This is a genomic window from Streptomyces sp. NPDC006368 (assembly GCF_040612535.1).
Classification (GTDB): Bacteria; Actinomycetota; Actinomycetes; order Streptomycetales; family Streptomycetaceae; genus Streptomyces.
Genome location: NZ_JBEXQK010000061.1, coordinates 15,262 through 29,561 on the forward strand (window position 1 = coordinate 15,262; position 14,300 = coordinate 29,561).

Consider the following 14,300-nt stretch of genomic DNA (forward strand, 5'->3'; position numbering starts at 1 on the left):
GTGTCAGCCGGCGCCGCACAGCTCGTCGTACACGCTCAGCACCTGCGCGATCGTCTCGTCCTCCGTCGGCCACGTCCGCGCCTGAGCCTGCCCCGCCGCCGCCAGCCGGGCGCGCCGCGCGGGGTCCGCGAGCAGGGACGTCACCGCGTCCGCCAGTGCCTCGGCGTCCCCGTACGGCACGAGGACCGCCGCGTCGCCGACCAGCTCCGGAACCCCGCCGACGGCCGTGGCGACCAGGGGCACGCCGAGCCGCAGGGCCTCCTGGGCCAGCGGGGCGCGGGCCTCCCAGCGGCTGGTGAGCAGCGCCACGTCCGCCCCCGCGAGCAGTGGTGTCACATCGTCGCGGCGCCCGAGCAGCCGTACCGGCAGCGCCTCCGCGTCGATCCGCCGCTGGAGGATGCCGCGTTGCCGCCCCTCGCCGGCGACGGCCACGAGTGGCGCCGGGTCGTGATCCCGCCACAGCCGCGACGCGTCCAGCAGCGTCCCGTACCCGCGGTGGGGCTCCAGCGCGCCGACCGCGATCAGCAACGGCCGGTCCATCGCGCCGAGTTCCGCCCGCGCCTTGCCGTCCGGCACGTCGGCCCCCCGCCGGGGCGCGGGGACCGAGACGGGTCCCAGCCGCGCGTCACGGGCGCCCCGCCGCCGGGCCCGGTCGACGAGTTCGGACGACGTGGCGAGCACGACGGCCGCCGCCCGCACGGCCCTTCGCTCCATGAGCCGGAGCAGCTGCGCGCGGGCGCCCTCGGCGTGGGTGCGCGTGTGCCAGGTGACGACCAGCGGTACGCCGGGCTGCGCACCGAGCGCCAGCGCCGCCCGTACGGCGGCGTGCACCCCGTGCGCGTGCACCACGTCCGCGTCCGCGCACGCCGCGCGCAGGGCCCCGATCGCGAGGGGGTCGCTGCGGCGCGGCACCGGTACGAAGTGGGCGCCGGTGCCGAGGTAGTCGTAGTCGCGCTCGACCTCGGCGGGGGCGCACACGGTCACCCGCACGCCCCTCGCCACCAGCCCGGCGGCCAGTGATCTGACATGAGCGCTGCTGCCCGCGCTGCCGCCGCCCAGTACTTGGACCGTACGCAGCTGTGTCACGCGCCCAAGAATGCCAGCCCGTACGCACGTTCCGGCACCGCCGGGGCCCCCGTCCCGCGCGGGGTGGCGCAACCCCGCCCCCCGTATCACTCACGCGGGTGAACCAGCGACGCGCCGGCTGACCTCGTCCCCGTACACGGCCGCCGCGACGAGCCCGGCCGCGTGGGCGGCGAGCCCGAGCCGCCCGTTCGTGGCGGCGACCGCGGTGCCGAGGACCGCCCCCAGCGCATGGGCACCCGCGTCACCGAGCAGGGTCCGCTCCCCCAGGTCGTCGGCGGCGACGGCCGCGGCGGCGCCCATCGGCGCGGCGGCCAGCGGCCCGCGCAGCAGCCCCGGCGCGCCCAGCCCGAGCACGGCGAGCACGGCCCGTCCCGGCCGCACGTCGACGAGGTTGACCAGGTGCGCGGTACCTGCGATCACCACGCCCGCGAGGACCTGGTCCACGGGCCGCTCCTTGAGCAGCGCGCCCGCGGCGAGCCCGGCCGCGCCGATCCCGAACAGCTTGACCGCCCCGCTGGTGACCTCCCCGTCCCGCAGGGCCCCCAGGTGAGCCCGGAAGCCGCGCCGGTGGTCGCCGCGGTGGTCGTCGTACGCCCCGCACGCCCCGGCGACGACCCCGGCCAGCACGGCGGCGCCCCGCCCGCCCGCGGGCACCGCGCCGAGCACGGTCCCGGCGGCCACCGCGGGGCCGGCGTACAGGTCGACGGTCCGCCCGGCGTGGTTCGTCCGCTCCCACCGCTCGTCGCGGGGGCGCCGCCGCAACCCGGCGTACACGGCGCGGGTGACCCCGGCGGCCACCCCGAAAGCGAAGGTCCTGCCGTACTTCTGGATCATGAACCCACCCTAGGACGGCACCCCACCGCGGCCCGGGCCGGGGGCCGGGGTCACGGCGTGGCCGTCAGCCGTCCGGAGTCGCCGGGCGCCGGCCGACCCCGGCCCCGGCCCCGACCCCCGGCGCAGCCGCAGCCACAGCCACAGCCGGGTGTCAGCCGTCCGCCCTCGCCGTGGCGAGGAGCTCCTCCGCGTGGGCCCGGGCCGTCTCCGAGTCCTCCTGGCCGGCCAGCATGCGCGAGAGCTCACGCACCCGGTCCTCGCCCTCCAGGACCGTGACGCCCGACCGGGTCACCGAACCGTCGCTCGTCTTCTCCACGAGGAGTTGCCGGTCGGCGAACGCCGCGACCTGCGGCAGGTGCGTGACGACCACGACCTGCGCGGACTTGGCGAGTTTCGCCAGCCGCCGACCGATCTCGACCGCCGCCTTGCCACCGACACCCGCGTCGACCTCGTCGAACAGGTACGTCGGGACCGGGTCCGTGCCGGCGAAGACGACCTCGACCGCGAGCATCACCCGCGACAGCTCACCGCCCGACGCGCCCTTGGCGATGGGGCGGGGCGGGGCGCCCGGGTGGGGGGCCAGCAGCAGCTCGACCTCGTCGACGCCGTGCGGCCCGTACGCCACGGTCCGCCCGCCCACCTCGACGCCTCCCGGATCCTCGGTCTGACGGATGGCGAACGACACGCGCGCGTGCGGCATGGCGAGCGACGCCAGTTCCGCGGTGACCGCGTCGGCGAACCGCGCCGCCGCCTCGGTCCGCGCGTCCGTCAGCGCCTGCGCCAGGCCGGACAGCTCGGCGCGCAGGGCGTCCCGCTCCTCCGTCAGCTCGCCGATCCGGTCGTCGTCACCGTCCAGCTCGGTCAGGCGCGCCGCGCTCTCCTCCGCCCACGCCAGTACGGCGGCCACATCGGTGCCGTACTTGCGGGTGAGGGAGGTCAGGGCGGCCCGCCGCTCCTCGACGGCGGCCAGCCGCCGCGGGTCGGCGTCCAGGTTGTCGGCGTACCCGGCGAGCTCACCCGCCACATCGGCGAGGAGGATCGACAGCTCACCGATCCGGTCGGCGAGCGCGGCGAGCGCGGGGTCGTGCGACCGTACGGCCTCCAGGGCCCGCCCGGCACCCGCGACCAGCGTCGTCGCGTCGAGAACCTCCGGGTCCTCGGGGTTGCCGGCGAGCGCCCCGTGGGCCAGCGCGGCGGCGGACGCCAGCGCCTCGGCGTGGCCGAGCCGCTCGGCCTCGGCGGCCAGTTCGACGTCCTCACCCGGGCGCGGCTCGACCGCCTCGATCTCGGCCAGCCCGAAGCGCAGCAGATCGGCCTCCTGGGCCCGCTCCCGCGCGCGCGTGGTCAGCTCGTCCAGCTCGGCGGAGACGGCGCGCAGCCGCCGGTACGCCGCGCTGTACTCGGCCAGTGGCCCGGCGACCGCCTCACCGGCGTACCGGTCGAGCGCGCCGCGCTGCCGGGCCGGCTTGAGCAGGCCCTGCTGGTCGGTCTGGCCGTGTACGGCGACGAGGTCGTCGGCCAGCTCGGCGAGCACACCGACCGGCACGGAGCGCCCGCCCAGATGCGCCCGTGAGCGGCCCTCCGCCGAGACGGTGCGGCTGATGATGAGCGCGCCGTCGTCGAGTTCCGCGCCCGCCTCCTCGGCCCGTACGGCCGCGGCGTCGCCGGGCGCCACGCTGATCCGGCCCTCGACGACGGCCGACGGCGAACCGATCCGCACCAGCGCCGGGTCGGCGCGCCCGCCGAGCAGCAGCCCGAGGCTCGTCACGACCATGGTCTTGCCCGCGCCGGTCTCGCCGGTCACCGCGGTGAACCCGGGTGACAGCTCGACCACCGCGTCGTCGATGACTCCGAGCGACCGTATCCGCATCTCCTCCAACACGGACAAGACCTTACGAGGTCGGGAGCCCGGAGTGCGACGGCCCCCGCCCCGCGTCGCCGAACCCGCAGGTCGCGACGGAGCCGCGGATGCGCGGTGTCACCCTCCGGAGTGGGGCGGCCCCGGCCGTGCGCCCGGGTCGGGGTGCTGGCCGGACGGCCCGAAACGGGGGCCCGTCCTCGTACGCACGCGGCGGCGGCTAGTGCGGTGCGCCGCGCCAGCCCGACACCGGGAGGGCGAACTTGGCCACCAGCCGGTCCGTGAACGAGGCGTGGTGCAGCCGCGCGAGCCGTACCGGCACCGCACCGCGCCGGACCTCCACGCGCGCGCCCGCGGGCAGCTCGACGGTGCGCCGCCCGTCGCACCACAGCACCCCGTCGGGGGTGCGCGGCTCGACCTCCACCGTCAGGACCGAGTCCGGCGTGGTCACCAGCGGCTTGGCGAACAGCGCGTGCGCCCCGATCGGCACCATCAGCAGCGCCTCCACCTCGGGCCAGATCACCGGCCCGCCGGCCGAGAAGGCGTACGCGGTCGAACCGGTCGGAGTCGCGCAGATCACCCCGTCGCAGCCGAAACCGGTCACCGGGCGCCCGTCGATCGCGAGGACGACCTCCAGCATGCGTTCCGCGGAGACCTTCTGCACGGCTGCCTCGTTGAGCGCCCAGTCGGTGTGCAGCACGTCGCCGTTCTCGTACACGACGACGTCGAGCGTCATGCGCTCCTCGACCTCGTACGCCCGTGTGACGACCCGGTCGACGACCTTGTCGAGGTCGTCCCGCTCGGCCTCCGCGAGGAAGCCCACCCGCCCGAGGTTGACGCCGAGCATCGGCACCCCGGAGGCGCGGGCGAACTCGGCGCCGCGCAGCAGCGTCCCGTCACCGCCCAGCACGATCAGCAACTCGCACCCGTCGAGCACGTCGGGCGTCGCCTCGGGCACCGTCTCGACCGTCGGCGGCAGCGGCAGGTCGGCCGCCTCGGCGGCCAGGACGCGCACCCCGATGCCGCTGCGCAGCAGCCCCAGGACGACGAGCTCGGCGCTGCGCACGGCGGCCGGGCGGCCGGTGTGCGCCAGCAGGAAGACGGTCCGAGGTGCTGCTGTCGTCGATGTCAACGAGGTCCCTCCGCCACGGCGCGGTCCACATCCGCCGGATCCAGCGCGGGCGCCCCTGCCCGCAGCCACAGAAAGTACTCGACGTTCCCGGACGGGCCGGGCAGCGGGCTCGCGGTGACGCCCAGGACGCCGAGCCCGAGCTCCCCGGCCTGCCGCGCCACGTTGCGCACCGCTTCGGCGCGCAGCTCGGGGCTGCGGACGACTCCGCCGCTGCCGAGCCGCTCCTTGCCCACCTCGAACTGTGGCTTCACCATCAGCACCAGGTCGGCGTCGGGCGCCGAGACGCCCGCCAGGGCGGGCAGCACGAGCCCCAGCGGGATGAAGGAGAGGTCGCCCACGACCAGGTCCACCGGCTCTCCGTCGATCGCTTTCAGCGTCAACTCACGTACGTTGGTACGGTCCTTGACGGTGACGCGTTCATCGCTCCGCAGCGACCAGGCGAGCTGCCCGTACCCGACGTCGACGGCGACGACGTGCGCGGCCCCGGCGCGCAGCAGGACGTCGGTGAAGCCACCCGTGGAGGCCCCCGCGTCCAGCGCCCGCCGCCCCTCGACCCTCAGTCCGCGCGGCACGAACGCCGCGAGCGCCCCGGCCAGCTTGTGGCCGCCGCGGGAGACGTAGTCGGGGTCGGCGTCGTCCTGGGCCACCACGATGGCGGCGGCGGTCTCGACCTGGGTGGCCGGTTTCGTGGCGGTGTTGCCGCCGACGGTCACCCGCCCCGCCGCGATCAGCTGGCTCGCGTGCTCGCGCGAGCGGGCGAGCTTTCGGCGTACCAGCTCGGCGTCGAGACGGCGGCGTGCCACTCCTGCCACGTTCGGTTCAGCTCCTGTGTTCGTCGGACGAGGACATCTGCGGGCGCGCGTCGAGCGCGGTCAGCGCCTCCCGCAGCCCCCGGTGTACATCCTCGTACACCTCCAGGTGCCCGTCGGCAGGGAGGTGGTCGACATCGGCCAGCCGCTGGAGACCGGCGTCCACCTGGGGGTGGCCGGTGGGCACGCGCTCGACCGAGAGGGGCGCGGGCGCGGCGGGGTCGTACGTCCCGGTCGCCTCGTCGGGAACGCCGGCCGCGTCCGGGTCGTACGTCTCGGTCACCGCGTTCCGAACGCCGGCCGCGTCCGGGGAAGCGGCCTCGGGCATTACGTCGCTCATGCCCAGACGCTACCTCCAAGCGCTGGGGTACGGTCGGTCACGATGGCCACGACCGAGGAGTGCCGCAGCGCACTCGACAGACTGTCGCAGAACCTGACGCACGCGGATGGCGAGGTGCGCGGCGCCGCCGCGCTCGACCGTACGCTCAGCTGCCACATCACCGACCTCGACACCACCTTCACCGGCCGTCTCGCCGGCGGCCGGATCGAGGTGCTGGACCGGGCGGACGGGCCGCCCCGGGAGCGGGCCGAGATCCGGCTGGCGATGACCGGCGACGACCTGCTGGCGATGGTTGACGGCGGGCTGAACTTCGCGAAGGCCTGGGCTTCGGGCCGGGTCAGGCTGGAGGCCGGCTTCCGCGATCTGCTGCGCCTGCGGTCACTTCTGTAGCGCCGGGACCTGCCCGGAGGGGGCTTCGGGCCGGGCGTCGGACCGGGCCTGCGACCGGGCCTTCCGGGCGGCCGGTACGACCAGCGGCGTGCCCGTCTCGGGGTCGTCGATGACCTGGCAGCGCAGCCCGAAGACCCGCTCGACCAGCTCGGCGGTGACGATCTCGGACGGCGGGCCCTCGGCGATGATCTCCCCGCCCCGTACGGCGATGAGGTGGGTGGCGTACCGCGCCGCGTGGTTGAGGTCGTGCAGGACGGCGACGAGGGTGCGGCCCTGCGTCTCGTGGAGTTCGGCGCACAGGTCCAGCACGTCGATCTGGTGCTGGATGTCGAGGAACGTCGTGGGCTCGTCGAGGAGCAGCAGCGGCGTCTGCTGGGCGAGCGCCATGGCGATCCACACGCGCTGGCGCTGGCCGCCCGACAGTTCGTCGACGTACCGGTCACCGAGCTCGCCGACGCCGGTCGCGTCCATCGACTCCCGGACGATCCGCTCGTCCTCCGGCGACCACTGGCGCAGCAGGCCCTGGTGCGGGTAGCGGCCGCGGGCGACGAGGTCGGCGACGGTGATGCCGTCCGGCGCGATCGACGACTGCGGCAGCAGGCCCAGGGTGCGGGCGACCTTCTTGGCGGGCAGGGAGTGGATGGCCTGCCCGTCCAGCAGCACGCGGCCCCGCGTCGGCTTCAGCATCCGGGACAGGGCGCGCAGCAGGGTGGACTTGCCGCAGGCGTTCGGGCCGACGATCACCGTGAAGGAGTTGTCGGGTATCCCGACCGACAGATCGCGGGCGATGACCCGCTGCTCGTAGGCGAGGGTGACCGCGTCGGCGCTGAGCCGCTGCTGCATGGACGTACTCCTGTCGCTCTGATCGTTCATGGGGGTCATATCCGGCCCGCCCGGCGCTCGGTCACCAGCAGCCACAGCAGGTACACGCCGCCGACGACACCGGTCACCACGCCGACCGGCAGGTGCCGCTCGCCGAAGGCGTTGGTGGCGGTCCAGTCGGCGACCAGGAGCAGCGCGGCGCCCGTGAGCATCGAGGCGGCCAGGTTGGGGCCGGGCGCGCGGGTGAGGCGGCGGGCGAGCTGCGGGGCGCTCAGCGCGACGAAGGTGATCGGCCCGGCGGCCGCGGTGGCGACCGAGACGAGCAGCACGGCGGAGCCCATGAGCACGACGCGGGTGCGCTCGACGTGGACGCCCAGCGCGTACGCCGCGTCGTCGCCCATCTCCAGCATCCGCAGCGGCCTGCCGTACGCCAGCACCAGCGGGACCAGGACGCAGCACACGGCCAGCAGGGGCCAGAACTGGGACCACTCCCGTCCTTCGAGCGATCCGGTCATCCAGACGGTGGCGCGGGTGGCGTCGACCAGGTTGGCCTTGGTGATCAGGTAGTGGATGACGGCGGTCAGCATGGCGGCCACACCGATGCCGATGAGGACGAGCCGGAAGCCGTGCACGCCGCGTTTCCAGGCCAGCAGGTAGACGGCGACGCCGGTCACCATGCCGCCGATGACGGCGCCGAGCGCGACGGTGGCGGAGTCGCCCTGGAACAGCACGATCACGGTGAGCGCGCCGACGGTGGCGCCCTGCCCGAAGCCGATCATGTCGGGGCTGCCGAGCGGGTTGCGGGAGATGGACTGGAAGACGGCCCCGCCCAGGCCGAGCCCGGCGCCGACGAGGATCGCCACGAGGACGCGCGGCAGCCGCAGGTCCCGCACGACGAACTCCTGCGCGGCGGTGCCGTCGCCGAGGAGCGTGGCGACGACGTCGCCAGGCGCGAGGGGGAAGTCACCGCTGCCGATGAGGACGACACCGGCCGCCGCGGTCACCAGGAGCAGGCCCAGGACGACGGCCGCCGCCCGGGGCTCGACCCGCACGGACAGCCCGCCGGGCGTGCGGACGGCTTTGGAGGGGGAGGTCGTCACAGCTGGGCCATCCTCTTGCGGCGTACGAGGTGGATGAAGACGGGCCCGCCGACGAGCGCGGTGACGATGCCCACCTGGAGCTCGGAGGGCCTGGCGACGACCCTGCCGATGACATCGGCGCCCAGCAGCAGCGCGGGCGACAGCACGGCCGCGTACGGCAGGATCCACCGCATGTCCGGGCCGGTGATCACACGGACGAGATAGGGCACCATCAGGCCGATGAACACGATCGGTCCGCAGGCGGCGGTCGCCGCCCCGCACAGCAGCGTCACGGCCACCATGGCGAGCACGCGCGTACGGTTCAGGTGCGCGCCCAGCGCGCGGGCGGTGTCGTCGCCCATCTCCATCGCGTTGAGGGGCCGGGCGATCAGCAGCGCGAGGACGATCCCGGCCACGATGAACGGCGCGACCCTGCGGATGGTGTCCATGTCGGCGTTGGCCAGCGACCCGACGGTCCAGAACCGCAGCCGGTCCAGCGCCGCCGAGTTCAGCAGCTGTACGGCGTTGACGTACCCGTACAGCGCGAAGGTGGCCGCCGTGCCGGCGAGGGCGAGCCGCACGGGTGTGGCGCTGCGGCTGCCGCCGAGCACGTACACGACGACGGACACGACGGAGGCCCCGGCGAAGGCGAACCACACGTAGCCGCTCAGCGAGGTGACGCCGAAGAAGCTGATGGCCGTGACGACGGCGGCGGACGCGCCCGCGTTCACCCCCATCAGCCCGGGCTCGGCGAGCGGGTTGCGGGTGAGCGCCTGCATCACGGCCCCGGACAGCCCGAGCGCGACTCCGACGAGCAACCCCAGCAGGGTCCGCGGCACGCGCAGGTCGGCGATGATGACGTCGTTGCCGGTGCCGGAGTTGTGGAACAGGCCGTGCCACACGTCCCCGAGCGGAACCGGTTTGGCCCCGACGACGATGCTCGCCACACATACCAGCAGCAGGACGCCGACGGCCGCCAACAGCCCGACGGCACGCACGGACCGGCGCCTACGGGGCTGGGCGGCGGATACGGGCTCCGCGCTCACTTCGGAAGGACTGTCGACCACCACCCGGTTAGGTTAGCCTACCCTCGTTTGGCCTGGTCCAGAGGCCCGCCGTGACCGCTCCGCGCGATCGCATCAGGGCCGCGCACAGGTCACCCGCTCCCTGACGACCCGTCACCACCCGGGGCCCCCGGGCGTCTTCGCCGCCGTCGCCCCAGCCGCCCCAGCCGCCTCCGCGCCCTCCCCGTCGCCACCCCGCCGACCCGGGCGCCACCGCCGTCACCACCCGAGCCGCGCCAGTGCCTTCCCGGCCTCCAGCCCGCATCCCTCCGCACCCCCGTGCGTCCACGCCGCCGCGCACAACGCCCGCAGCCCGTCCACCGCGTCGCCGTCGCCGTCCACGACCAGCGCGTCGCCGCTCTCGGACGTCGACGCCGTCCAGCCCCCGCACACGAACCCGTTCTCCGCCGACCCGGTCACGTCCGGCTGCCCGGCCGGCAGCCCCCGCAGGTCCCTGTCGACGTACGTCGGACGGTGCTCCGGCACGGCCGCCAGCAGCTGCGCCGGGTCCGTCACCCCGGTCAGCACGAGCAGCGAGTCCACGCCCCCGTTGAAAGCCCCCTCGATGTCGGTGTCCAGCCGGTCCCCCACCACCAACGGCTTCCGCGCCCCCGTCCGCAGAATCGTCTCCCGGTGCATCGGCGGCAGCGGCTTGCCCGCCACCTGCGGATCCGCCCCCGTCGCGATCCGTACGACCTCCACCGCCGCGCCGTTGCCCGGCGCGATCCCCCGCGGGCTCGGGATCGTCAGATCGGTGTTGGACGCGAACCACGGCACCCCACGCGCCACCGCGTACGACGCCTCCGCGAACCGCGACCACGGCAGGTCCGGCCCGCCGTACCCCTGCACCACCGCCACCGGCTCGTCGTCCGCCGACTCCACCGGCACCAGACCGCGCTCGCGCAGCGCGACCCGCAGCCCCTCCCCACCGATCACCAGCACCCGCGACCCCTGCGGCACCTGGTCGGAAACCAGCCGGGCCACCGCCTGCGCCGATGTGATCACATCCTCGGCCCGGGCCGGCACGCCCAGCTCCGTCAGATGGGCCGCCACCGCGTCCGGCGTCCGCAAGGCGTTGTTCGTGACGTACGCGAGGTGCATGCCCCCGTCCCGCGCCACCCCCAGCGCCTCCACGGCATGCGAAATCGCCTCCCCGCCCGCGTACACGACCCCGTCGAGGTCCAGCAGCGCCGTGTCGTACGCCTCGCTCAGCGCCACCGCGCTCCCGCTCGGCCGAGTCCTCCCGCCGTCCCACTGCCGCTGATCCATATCCCGCCATCCTCCCTCGAAGCCGCTCCCCCGATCATCGCTCATGTCCCTGCCCACATACGATGCAGGGATGAACACCACGGGTCCTGCGGGCAACGACGGCCTGCACCTGCTCCCCTTCCGCGGGCTGCGCTACGACGCCCGACGGGTGGGCAGCCTCGCCGCGGTGACCTCCCCGCCGTACGACGTGGTGGTACGGCCCGACGGCCTGCACCACCTCGAGTCGGCGGACCCCCACAACATCGTCCGGCTGATCCTGCCGCAGGCCGCCGGCGACGACGCCCGCCACCGCCAGGCCGCCGACACCCTCGACCACTGGCTCAGCGAGGGCGTCCTCGCCCCGGACACCGAACCGGCCCTCTACGTCTACGAGCAGCGCAAGGGCGACCTCCTCCAGCGCGGCCTCATCGGCGCACTGGAACTCTCCACCCCGGAGGAGGGCGTCGTCCTGCCCCACGAAGACGTCATGCCGCACGTCGTCGAGGACCGAGCGGCGCTGATGCGCACCACCGCCGCGAATCTGGAGCCCCTGCTCCTCACCTACCGCGGCAACGGCAGCGCCACCGGCGCGACCGCCGTCATCGAGCGGACCACCCTGCGTGCCCCGCTCCTCGCCACCACCACGGAGGACGGCTTCAGCCACCGTCTGTGGGCGGTCACCGCCCCGGCGGACGTCGCCGCCGTCGCCGACGACCTCGCCCACCGCCAGGCCCTGATCGCGGACGGCCACCACCGCTGGGCGACCTACCTGCGGCTGCGCGACGAGCAACCCGCCCCCGGCCCGTGGAACTACGGCCTGGTCCTCCTCGTCGACACGGCCCGCTACCCGCTCCAGGTACGCGCCATCCACCGGCTGCTCAACCGCCTCCCCATCGCCGACGCGCTGGCCGCCCTCGACGACCGGTTCCGCATACGCACGCTGGCCGAGGGCACCCCGCTGCCCGCGGCCATGGAGAGCCTGGCCTCCGCCGCCGCCGACGGCAACGCCTTCCTCCTCGCCGGCGACGGCCGCTACCACCTCGTCGACAACCCGGACGCCGACCTGCTGGCCCGTACCATCCGCGGCGACCGGCCCGAGGCCTGGCGCACCCTGGACGCGACGGTCCTGCACGCCACTCTGCTCGACCACCTCTGGGGCATCCCGGACACCTCCGAGCACATCGCGTACATCCACGACACGGAAGCCGCCGTCACCCAGGCGGTACGCCGGGGCGGCACGGCCGTCCTCATGCATCCGGTACGCGAAGACGTCGTCCGCGACCTCGCCCGCCAGGGCGTCACCATGCCCCGCAAGTCGACGTCGTTCGGTCCCAAACCGGCGACGGGCCTGGTCCTGCGCAGCCTGAGGCTCGACTGAGATGTGACATGAAAAAGGGCGGCACCCGCGTGGGTGCCGCCCTTCTCCGTCAGCGTTTACTCGCTCTTCTCGTCGTCCCCGAGCTCGCTCTCGTCCTCGACGGCGGCGTCGACGAACTCGACACCGTCCATCTCGGCGAGCCGGTCGGAGGCGTCGGTCGCGCCTTCCTTGTCGGCCTCCAGCGCTTTGGCGAACCACTCACGCGCCTCGTCCTCGCGCCCCGCCTCCAGCAGCGCGTCGGCGTACGCGTACCGCAGACGGGCGGTCCACGGCTGCACCGAGTTCGACGCCAGCTCCGGGCTCTGCAGGGTCACGATCGCGGCGTCCAGCTGCCCCATGTCCCTGCGCGCCCCGGCGGCGACGAGCCGCATCTCCACCTGGCCCGCCTTGTCCAGCTTCTGCACCTCGGGCTCACCGGCCATCGCCATGGCCCGCTCGGGCCGCCCGAGCCCGCGCTCGCAGTCGGCCATGACCGGCCACAGCTCCACGCTGCCGGTCATACGCCGGGCCGCCCGGAACTCGGCGAGCGCCTCGGCGTACTTCTGCGTCGCGTACGCGGCGAAACCGGCGGCCTCGCGCACGGCAGCCACGCGCGACGCCAGCCGCAGCGCGATACGCGAGTACGCGTACGCCTGCTCCGGGTCCTCGTCGATCAGCTTGGCGACCATCACCAGGTTCTTCGCGACGTCCTCGGCAAGCGTCTTGGGCAGGCTCATGAGCTCCTGCCGGACGTCCTTGTCGATCTCGTCGCCGGTGACGTCCGGCGGGATCGGCAGCCGCTTGATGGGCTCACGGTCGCGGTCACGCCGGTCACGGTCGTCCCGCCCGCGGAAGCCCCCACGGTCGTCGCGGCCCCGGTAACCACCGCGGTCGCGGTCATCGCGCTGCGGTCCACGTGCCCGGTCGTCCCGTCCACGGAAGCCACCCCGGTCACGGTCGTCACGCCGGTCGTCCCGACGCTGCATACGGTCGTCGCGGGGGAACCCGCCCCGATCCCGATCGTCGCGGCGGAAGCCCGGCCGGTCGTCCCGACGCTCGTCGCGCCGGTCATCGCGCCGCGGGGCACGCTCGTCCCGGGGGAAGCTCCTGCGGTCCTGGTCGCGGTCACGGTCGTCCCGACGGAAGGCCGGCCGGTCGTCCCGACGGAAGGCCGGCCGGTCGTCCCGACGGTCGTCGCGCCGGAAGCCACCACCCCGGTTGTCGTCACGCCGGTTGTCGTCACGCCGGAACCCACCCCGGTCCCGATCGTCGCGCCGGTCGTCACGGCGGAAGCCCGGCCGGTCGTCCCGACGCTCGTCGCGCCGGTCGTCACGGCGGAAAGCCGGCCGGTCGTCACGCCGGTCATCGCGGCGCGGGGCACGGTCGTCACGGCGGAAACCGCCGCCACGATTGTCGTCCCGTCGCGGCCCACGGTCCCGGTCATCACGCCGGTCGTCACGGCGGAAAGCCGGCCGGTCGTCCCGACGCTCGTCGCGCCGGTCGTCACGGCGGAAGCCCGGCCGGTCGTCCCGACGCTCGTCACGCCGGTCGTCACGGCGGAAAGCGGGTCGCTCGTCACGCCGGTCATCGCGGCGCGGGGCACGGTCGTCGCGGCGGTCGTCACGGCGGAATCCACCGCCGGCACCGGCGCCGGCGGGGCGCCCACCCCGGTCGTCACGGTCGTCACGGCGGAAACCGCCGCCACGATTGTCGTCCCGTCGCGGCCCACGGTCCCGGTCATCACGCCGGAAGCCGCCCCGCTCACCACCGTCCCTACGACGCGGCTCGCGCTCCGGACGATCGTCGGAGGAGTTGGTGGACATCGGCATGGCTCCTGTCTTCTGCTTCCGCAGTCATTCTCGCGCAGTCGGCGTTCCGACGCGCTTCGGGGAAAAACAAGTACAAAAAAGGACCCTTGGTCCCAGCATGAACGCTGGGACCAAGGGTCCTTGAAAGATTGTTCGGCGGCGTCCTACTCTCCCACAGGGTCCCCCCTGCAGTACCATCGGCGCTGAAAGGCTTAGCTTCCGGGTTCGGAATGTAACCGGGCGTTTCCCTAACGCTATGACCACCGAAACCCTATCGGGTTCTAGCGAACAAGCACACTTTTCAATTAAGTAAGTGAAACCTGGTTCAACCGGTGCGACTGTTCGCAACCCGGGAACCACACAGTGGACGCGAGCAAATGAGGACAAGCCCTCGGCCTATTAGTACCGGTCAACTCCACCCATTACTGGGCTTCCATATCCGGCCTATCAACCCAGTCGTCTACTGGGAGCCT

General features: G+C 74.1%; 13 protein-coding genes and 2 rRNA genes. 2 read left to right on the plus strand and 13 right to left on the minus strand.

Going from position 1 to position 14,300, the window contains the following annotated elements; all coding sequences use genetic code 11:
• Positions 1-3: 3 nt before the first annotated feature.
• From ABZZ38_RS28615 to ABZZ38_RS28640, 6 genes are all read right to left on the minus strand, one after another.
• A complete protein-coding gene (locus ABZZ38_RS28615) occupies positions 4-1,086 on the minus strand; it encodes a glycosyltransferase family 4 protein (protein WP_356745123.1) in 1,083 nt (360 codons plus the stop codon).
• Between the two features lie 90 nt (positions 1,087-1,176).
• Positions 1,177-1,920 carry a hypothetical protein gene (locus tag ABZZ38_RS28620; RefSeq protein WP_356745125.1) on the minus strand — a complete coding sequence of 248 codons (744 nt, stop codon included), beginning with the start codon at positions 1,918-1,920 and terminating at the stop codon, positions 1,177-1,179.
• A 151-nt stretch (positions 1,921-2,071) separates the two neighbouring features.
• A complete protein-coding gene (recN, locus tag ABZZ38_RS28625; RefSeq protein WP_356745153.1) occupies positions 2,072-3,790 on the minus strand; it encodes a DNA repair protein RecN in 1,719 nt (572 codons plus the stop codon).
• Positions 3,791-3,998: 208 nt separating this feature from the next.
• The gene (locus ABZZ38_RS28630; RefSeq protein WP_356745127.1) at positions 3,999-4,910 is read right to left on the minus strand and encodes an NAD kinase; all 912 of its coding nucleotides are present in this window, start codon (positions 4,908-4,910) and stop codon (positions 3,999-4,001) included.
• Positions 4,907-5,722, minus strand: coding sequence for a TlyA family RNA methyltransferase (locus tag ABZZ38_RS28635; protein WP_356745129.1), 816 nt, complete (start codon positions 5,720-5,722; stop codon positions 4,907-4,909). The genes ABZZ38_RS28630 and ABZZ38_RS28635 overlap by 4 nt, the downstream gene beginning before the upstream one ends.
• 7 nt (positions 5,723-5,729) lie before the next feature.
• The gene (locus ABZZ38_RS28640; protein WP_356745131.1) at positions 5,730-6,059 is read right to left on the minus strand and encodes a hypothetical protein; all 330 of its coding nucleotides are present in this window, start codon (positions 6,057-6,059) and stop codon (positions 5,730-5,732) included.
• Positions 6,060-6,101: 42 nt separating this feature from the next.
• Here ABZZ38_RS28640 and ABZZ38_RS28645 point away from each other — a divergent pair, with 42 nt between their 5' ends.
• On the plus strand, positions 6,102-6,449 hold the full coding sequence (locus tag ABZZ38_RS28645) for an SCP2 sterol-binding domain-containing protein (RefSeq protein ID WP_356745133.1): 348 nt from the start codon (positions 6,102-6,104) through the stop codon (positions 6,447-6,449).
• Here ABZZ38_RS28645 and ABZZ38_RS28650 read toward each other — a convergent pair.
• From ABZZ38_RS28650 to ABZZ38_RS28665, 4 genes are all read right to left on the minus strand, one after another.
• Entirely contained in the window at positions 6,438-7,322 is an 885-nt protein-coding gene (locus ABZZ38_RS28650) for an ABC transporter ATP-binding protein (RefSeq protein ID WP_356745135.1), read from the minus strand. The two genes, ABZZ38_RS28645 and ABZZ38_RS28650, sit on opposite strands and share 12 nt — an antisense overlap.
• Before the next feature lie 5 nt (positions 7,323-7,327).
• Positions 7,328-8,371: an iron chelate uptake ABC transporter family permease subunit gene (locus ABZZ38_RS28655; RefSeq protein WP_356745137.1), complete on the minus strand. Its 1,044-nt coding sequence runs from the start codon at positions 8,369-8,371 to the stop codon at positions 7,328-7,330.
• Complete coding sequence (locus ABZZ38_RS28660; RefSeq protein WP_356745139.1) at positions 8,368-9,420, minus strand: iron chelate uptake ABC transporter family permease subunit; 1,053 nt, start codon at positions 9,418-9,420, stop codon at positions 8,368-8,370. The genes ABZZ38_RS28655 and ABZZ38_RS28660 overlap by 4 nt, the downstream gene beginning before the upstream one ends.
• A gap of 213 nt (positions 9,421-9,633) precedes the next feature.
• The gene (locus ABZZ38_RS28665) at positions 9,634-10,683 is read right to left on the minus strand and encodes an HAD-IIA family hydrolase (protein ID WP_356745141.1); all 1,050 of its coding nucleotides are present in this window, start codon (positions 10,681-10,683) and stop codon (positions 9,634-9,636) included.
• A gap of 70 nt (positions 10,684-10,753) precedes the next feature.
• Between ABZZ38_RS28665 and ABZZ38_RS28670 the strand changes: the two genes are divergently transcribed.
• Positions 10,754-12,040: a DUF1015 domain-containing protein gene (locus ABZZ38_RS28670; RefSeq protein WP_356745143.1), complete on the plus strand. Its 1,287-nt coding sequence runs from the start codon at positions 10,754-10,756 to the stop codon at positions 12,038-12,040.
• 56 nt (positions 12,041-12,096) lie between these two features.
• On the opposite strand, the gene ABZZ38_RS28675 is transcribed toward ABZZ38_RS28670, so the two are convergent.
• From ABZZ38_RS28675 to ABZZ38_RS28685, 3 genes are all read right to left on the minus strand, one after another.
• Positions 12,097-12,816, minus strand: coding sequence for a hypothetical protein (locus ABZZ38_RS28675; RefSeq protein ID WP_356745155.1), 720 nt, complete (start codon positions 12,814-12,816; stop codon positions 12,097-12,099).
• Positions 12,817-13,978: 1,162 nt separating this feature from the next.
• A 5S ribosomal RNA gene (gene rrf / locus ABZZ38_RS28680) occupies positions 13,979-14,095 on the minus strand.
• A 111-nt stretch (positions 14,096-14,206) separates the two neighbouring features.
• Positions 14,207-14,300 (minus strand): 23S ribosomal RNA (locus ABZZ38_RS28685); the annotation flags it as partial.

What these genes read in the sequence shown, in the direction of transcription:
- ABZZ38_RS28665 (WP_356745141.1), bottom strand. Translation starts at nt 10,683, where the DNA reads ATGGATCAGCGGCAGTGGGACGGCGGGAGGACTCGGCCGAGCGGGAGC.
- ABZZ38_RS28640 (WP_356745131.1), bottom strand. Translation starts at nt 6,059, where the DNA reads ATGAGCGACGTAATGCCCGAGGCCGCTTCCCCGGACGCGGCCGGCGTT.
- recN (WP_356745153.1), bottom strand. Translation starts at nt 3,790, where the DNA reads ATGCGGATACGGTCGCTCGGAGTCATCGACGACGCGGTGGTCGAGCTG.
- ABZZ38_RS28650 (WP_356745135.1), bottom strand. Translation starts at nt 7,322, where the DNA reads ATGAACGATCAGAGCGACAGGAGTACGTCCATGCAGCAGCGGCTCAGC.
- ABZZ38_RS28620 (WP_356745125.1), bottom strand. Translation starts at nt 1,920, where the DNA reads ATGATCCAGAAGTACGGCAGGACCTTCGCTTTCGGGGTGGCCGCCGGG.
- ABZZ38_RS28670 (WP_356745143.1), top strand. Translation starts at nt 10,754, where the DNA reads ATGAACACCACGGGTCCTGCGGGCAACGACGGCCTGCACCTGCTCCCC.
- ABZZ38_RS28645 (WP_356745133.1), top strand. Translation starts at nt 6,102, where the DNA reads ATGGCCACGACCGAGGAGTGCCGCAGCGCACTCGACAGACTGTCGCAG.